This is a genomic window from Kitasatospora sp. A2-31 (assembly GCF_022288725.1).
GTDB lineage: Bacteria > Actinomycetota > Actinomycetes > Streptomycetales > Streptomycetaceae > Kitasatospora.
The window spans coordinates 1-3,505 of record NZ_JAKNTA010000077.1 but is presented as its reverse complement, the minus strand read 5'-3'; the positions used below and the strand labels follow the sequence as shown (position 1 = coordinate 3,505).

At 74.5% G+C, this 3,505-nt stretch carries 4 protein-coding genes; 3 read left to right on the top strand and 1 reads right to left on the bottom strand.

Annotated elements, in window-relative coordinates:
• The 3 genes from MCM47_RS39545 to MCM47_RS39535 all read left to right on the top strand — a co-directional run.
• Positions 1–824: SgcJ/EcaC family oxidoreductase (locus MCM47_RS39545; protein WP_238951696.1), on the top strand; the 824-nt coding region annotated here is incomplete at its 5' end.
• Between the two features lie 65 nt (positions 825–889).
• The gene (locus tag MCM47_RS39540; RefSeq protein WP_238951636.1) at positions 890–1,357 is read left to right on the top strand and encodes a MarR family transcriptional regulator; all 468 of its coding nucleotides are present in this window, start codon (positions 890–892) and stop codon (positions 1,355–1,357) included.
• Positions 1,358–1,466: 109 nt separating this feature from the next.
• On the top strand, positions 1,467–2,078 hold the full coding sequence (locus MCM47_RS39535; RefSeq protein WP_238951635.1) for a helix-turn-helix domain-containing protein: 612 nt from the start codon (positions 1,467–1,469) through the stop codon (positions 2,076–2,078).
• A gap of 85 nt (positions 2,079–2,163) precedes the next feature.
• Here the strand turns inward: MCM47_RS39535 and MCM47_RS39530 are convergent, their stop codons facing one another.
• Positions 2,164–3,495 (bottom strand): L-serine ammonia-lyase, encoded by a 1,332-nt coding sequence (locus MCM47_RS39530; protein WP_238951634.1) that lies wholly within the window; start codon positions 3,493–3,495, stop codon positions 2,164–2,166.
• Positions 3,496–3,505 lie beyond the last annotated feature (10 nt).

The following is a 3,505-nucleotide window of genomic DNA, read 5'->3' as shown; positions in this document are numbered from 1 at the left end:
TCCCGGCGATCCTGGTCGACCGGGCCCGTGCGCAGGGGGTGCCCGAGTACTACGGCGAGGAGGGGGTGCGCTGGCCGACCGTCCACGTGGACGACCTGGCCGACCTGTTCGTGGCCGCCGTCGAGCGGGCCGAGGCCGGCACCCTGTGGCACGGGGTGGGCGAGTCGGCCGTCCCGGTCCGGGAGGTGGCCCGGGCCGCCGGCCGCGCGGCCGGCGTGCTCGCCGCCCCGCACCCGGTGCCGGTGGCGCAGGCCGCCGAGGTCTTCGGCCCGCTGTTCGCGGACGCGCTCGCCCTCGACCAGAGCGTCAGCGGCGCCGCCGCCCGTGCGGTGCTGGGCTGGCGCCCGCAGCGGCCGGGCGTGGTGACCGAGCTGGTCGCCGGCTCCTACCGCCCCGTCGAGGTGTTCGGCGCTCCCCCCGGGCCGCAGACCGACGCCGAGGTCGCGGCGATCCGCCACCTGGTGGCCGAGGTCGAGCACGCCCAGCACAACGAGCTGGTCGACCGGTTCCTGAGCGTCTTCCGCCGCCAGGACCCGGTGTGGACCACCGGCCACGGCAAGCGCCTGTCGGGCTTCGAGGAGATCGCGGCCTTCACCCGCAAGGTCCTGCCCGGCGCGGCGGCCGAGTCCACCGCGGTCTACGACGTCGAACGCGTGCTGTTCCTGCGCCCCGACGTCGCCGCGGTGAACGTGCGCCAGCAGCCGGTGCGCCACGACGGGACCCGGATCGCCGACCGGCCCGAGGGCCGCCCGTTCTACCTCCTGGTCAAGGAGGACGGCACCTGGCGCATCGGCGCCGCCCAGAACACCGTCGCGGTCGACTGACGACCCGCCGACGACCGGCCGCCCGCACGGACGCCGAGCCGACCCACCACGAGGGGGAACGTCCCATGACCACCCACCGGATGACCGATGCCGAACTCGCCGGGCAGCCCGCCGCCTACTGGACCGGCGTCGCCCACGAGGCACTGATCGCCTTCACGCGGGCCCGGCAGGCCGAGAAGGGCTACACCCAGCCGCAGTTCTGGCTGCTGCGCAACCTGTCGGCGACCGACCTCTCGCCCGACGGCGAGGGGATGACCCTGGACGGGCTGCGGGAGGCCATGAGCTCCTACATCCGGCCCGAGGACGACCTGGCGGCGGAGTCCGCGGTGCTCGTCGAGCGCGGCTGGCTGCGGCGGGACACCGACGACCGGCTGTGGCTCACCGCCGAGGGGGAGCAGGCCCGCGTCGACCTGGCGCGCAACGCCCCCGCGATCCGCGCCGCCCTCCACGAGGGCATCGACGACGCCGACTACGTCACCACGCTGAAGGTGCTCGGTCGGCTGATCCGCAACGCCGGCGCAACGATGCCCTGACAGGACGACAGGCCCGGGCGCCGGCCTCCCCGCCTCCTCGGCGCGATACCGCCGAGGAGGCGGTCCCGGCCCCGCACTCCCGCCGTTCCCGTGATGAACAGGAGGTTCGATGGACGAGCGCACCCGCCCGCCGCTGCGGTCCGACCGGATCGAGCGGATCGCCGCGGGCTTCCTGCGCACCCTCGTCGACCACGGCACGAACTGCCAGCCCGCCGAACTGGCCCGGACCGGAGCGATCGCCCTCGACCTCGCCACCGCCTGTCTGGCCCGGCACCGGGGAGCCGCCGAGGACCCACCGCCCGAGACCCGTGCCCAGGCCATGCTCCGACGGATCGACGCCTTCATCGAACACAACCTCGCCGATCCCGACCTGACGCCCCGACGGATCGCCGACCGCCACAACATCTCGCTCCGCACCCTCTACACCCTCTTCCGCGACCGCCCCGCCGGCGTCGCGGGCACCATCCGCCGCCGACGCCTGGAACGCTGCCACGCGGACCTCGCCCGCCCCGGTCTGAGGCACCGCCCCGTCCAGGCGATCGCCGCCCGCTGGGGCTTCGCGAACCACACCACCTTCACCCGGGCCTTCCGCGAGGCCTACGGCACCACCCCCACCGCACACCGGGCCCGCGCCCTCGCCGGACCGCCGGAATCCCACGACCGCACGACCGGCGGACCGGAAGCACCGGCGAGAACCCCCGGCCACGAGGGCTCCCGCTGACCGACCCCGGCCCGCCGGGTCACCGCTCCACCGCGCCGCCGCGTAGCCGCGGGGGAGTCCCGCCGAGCCGGTGCCGACACCGTGCTCAGCACTGGGGGAAGTTGACGGCGAGGCCACCGAGCGCGGTCTCCTTGTACTTGGTGCTCATGTCGGCTCCGGTGTCGCGCATGGCGCGGATGACGGCGTCGAGGGGGACGAGGTGCCGTCCGTCGCCGTTGAGGGCGAGGCGGGCTGCGGCGATGGCCTTGAGGCTGCCGATGGCGTTGCGTTCGATGCAGGGGATCTGGACGAGTCCGGCGACGGGGTCGCAGGTCAGGCCGAGGTGGTGTTCCAGGGCGATCTCCGCGGCGTTCTCCACCTGGCCGGGGGTGCCGCCCAGGAGTTCGGTCAGACCGGCGGCGGCCATGGCGGCGGCGGTGCCGACCTCTCCCTGGCAGCCGACCTCGGCGCCGGAGACGGAGGCGTTGCGCTTGACGATGATGCCGATGGCGGCGGCGGTGAGCAGGAAGCGCACGGTGCCGTCGTCGTCGGCGCCGGGGACGAACCGGTGGTAGTAGTGCAGGACGGCGGGCAGCACGCCCGCAGCGCCGTTGGTGGGTGCCGTGACGACCCGCCCGCCGGCGGCGTTCTCCTCGTTGACCGCGAGCGCGTAGAGCGCGACCCAGTCCATGGCGCGCAGCGGATCCCCGGGACCGCCCTGCTGCCGGAGTCGGCGGTGCAGTGCCGGGGCGCGGCGCGCGACGTTCAGGCCGCCCGGCAGCGTGCCGTCCGTCCGGCAGCCGCGGTCGACACAGTCGCGCATGACCTGCCACAGCTGCAGAAGCCCGGCGCGGACCTCGGCCTCGGGTCGCCGGACGCTCTCGTTGGCCAGCATCAGGTCGCTGATCCGCCCGCTCCCGGCCAGGTCGATGAGCTGCTTGGCGTCGGTGAAGGGACGGGGCACCTCGTGCGGAGCGCCGAGGGCCTCGTGGAGCAGGAAGCCGCCGCCGATGGAGTAGAAGGTCCGGGTGCCCAGGACGACATCGTCCCGGTCCAGGGCCGTGAAGGTCAGGGCATTGGGATGGGCGTCCGGCAGGAAGCGGTGATGGAGGACCAGGTCGAACCCGACGGTCTGCGAGCCGGGCAGCCGGACCCGGCGCTCGGCCGTGATCAGACGGAAGCGCTCGTCGGCGGTGGCGACGTCGACCGTCTCCGGCCGCTCGCCGGCGAGCCCGAGCAGGACGGCCTTGTCGGTGCCGTGGCCGACACCGGTGGCGGCCAGCGAGCCGTACAGCTCGACGTCGATGGTCGCGACCTCGGCCAGCACGCCCGCCCGGTCGAGCTCCCGGACGAAGTGGTGGGCGGCGCGCATCGGTGCCACCGTGTGGGAACTGGACGGTCCGATGCCGACGCGGAACAGGTCGAACACGCTGATCAAGGAGGACTCC